This window comes from Bacillus sp. SIMBA_154 (assembly GCF_046536015.1).
In the GTDB taxonomy this organism is placed as follows: domain Bacteria; phylum Bacillota; class Bacilli; order Bacillales; family Bacillaceae; genus Bacillus; species Bacillus pumilus_P.
The window spans coordinates 1-293 of sequence record NZ_JAWJBV010000157.1 but is presented as its reverse complement, the minus strand read 5'-3'; the positions used below and the strand labels follow the sequence as shown (position 1 = coordinate 293).

The window sequence follows — 293 nt, the reverse complement described above, 5'->3', positions numbered from 1 at the left end:
AAGTTGCCACTATCGCCAATGAAGTTAAGACCGGCGTTAGTCAATCCTGCGGTGGCGTTCTGTAAGTCGCCCACGTTCGTCGCGTTGGTTAAGGTGTTGCCTGTTGCGTCTGCAATGTCAACGCCGCCAAGACCGCTTTGTACGCTGGTAATAACTGTGTTACCGGCATCAATACCTGTTGCAGTAATGCTTGGGGTATTCGCCAATGGATCACCATTGGTGTCAAGGAAGGTTAGGCCTTCTGCACCATAGTTGCTGGTGTTAGTACCATCTGTGACAGTGGTGCCTGCACC

Annotated in this window: 1 protein-coding gene; it reads right to left on the bottom strand. The window is 51.5% G+C overall.

Features of this window, described 5'->3' with window-relative positions; genetic code table 11:
- A partial coding sequence (locus R0K30_RS21545; RefSeq protein ID WP_410612838.1) for a hypothetical protein occupies positions 1 to 293 on the bottom strand: 293 nt, incomplete at both ends.